This is a genomic window from [Mycobacterium] manitobense (assembly GCF_025821665.1).
Lineage (GTDB): Bacteria > Actinomycetota > Actinomycetes > Mycobacteriales > Mycobacteriaceae > Mycobacterium > Mycobacterium arseniciresistens.
This window is the reverse complement of sequence record NZ_JACKSJ010000156.1, coordinates 1-750: the sequence shown is the minus strand read 5'-3', so window position 1 is coordinate 750 and position 750 is coordinate 1. Positions and strand designations below refer to the sequence as shown.

Annotated in this window: 1 protein-coding gene; it reads left to right on the top strand. The window is 73.7% G+C overall.

Going from position 1 to position 750, the window contains the following annotated elements:
• The coding region (locus H7I41_RS19215) for an LpqN/LpqT family lipoprotein (protein WP_308214640.1) at positions 1 to 750 on the top strand (750 nt) is incomplete at both ends.

The following is a 750-nucleotide window of genomic DNA, read 5'->3' as shown; positions in this document are numbered from 1 at the left end:
GGCCGTGCCCGGCACCGTGGCACTGCCGGGAACCGCGGCGCTGCCCGGCGCCGCACCGGTCGCGCCGATCGCCCAGGCCGTCGCCCCCGCGGTGCCCGCCATCACGCCCGCCACGTCCGGCACACTGCGCGAGTTCTTCACCGCCAAGAACGTCAAGCTCGAGCCGCAGGTGGCCAACGGGTTCACCGCGCTCAACATCGTGCTGCCGATGCCCGCAGGCTGGTCGCAGGTGCCCGACCCCAACGTGCCCGACGCCTTCGCCGTGATCGCCGACCGCAACAGCGGCGACCTCTACACACCGAACGCGCAGGTCGTGGTCTACAAGCTCATCGGGGACTTCGATCCCAAGGAGGCCATCAGCCACGGCCTCGTCGACAGCCAGCAGCTGCCGGGCTGGCGTTCCATCAACGCTTCGCTGGCCGAGTTCAACGGGTTCCCGTCGGCCCTCATCGAGGGCAGCTACCGCTCGACCGAACAGATGCTCAACACCTCCCGGCGGCACGTGCTTGCGGCGTCGGGGCAGGACCGCTACCTGGTGTCGCTGACGGTGACCGCCGGCGCAGGCAACCAGGGCGCCCCGACGGCGGCCGACGCCACCGACGCCATCGTGACCGGTTTCAGGGTCGCCGCGCCGGGCACCGCCGCGTCCCCGGCCGCCGCAGCAGCCGCGTCACCCGCCGCAGCCAGGGTCGCCGCGCCGGGCACCGCCGCGTCCCCGGCCGCCGCAGCAGCCGCGTCACCCGCCGCAGC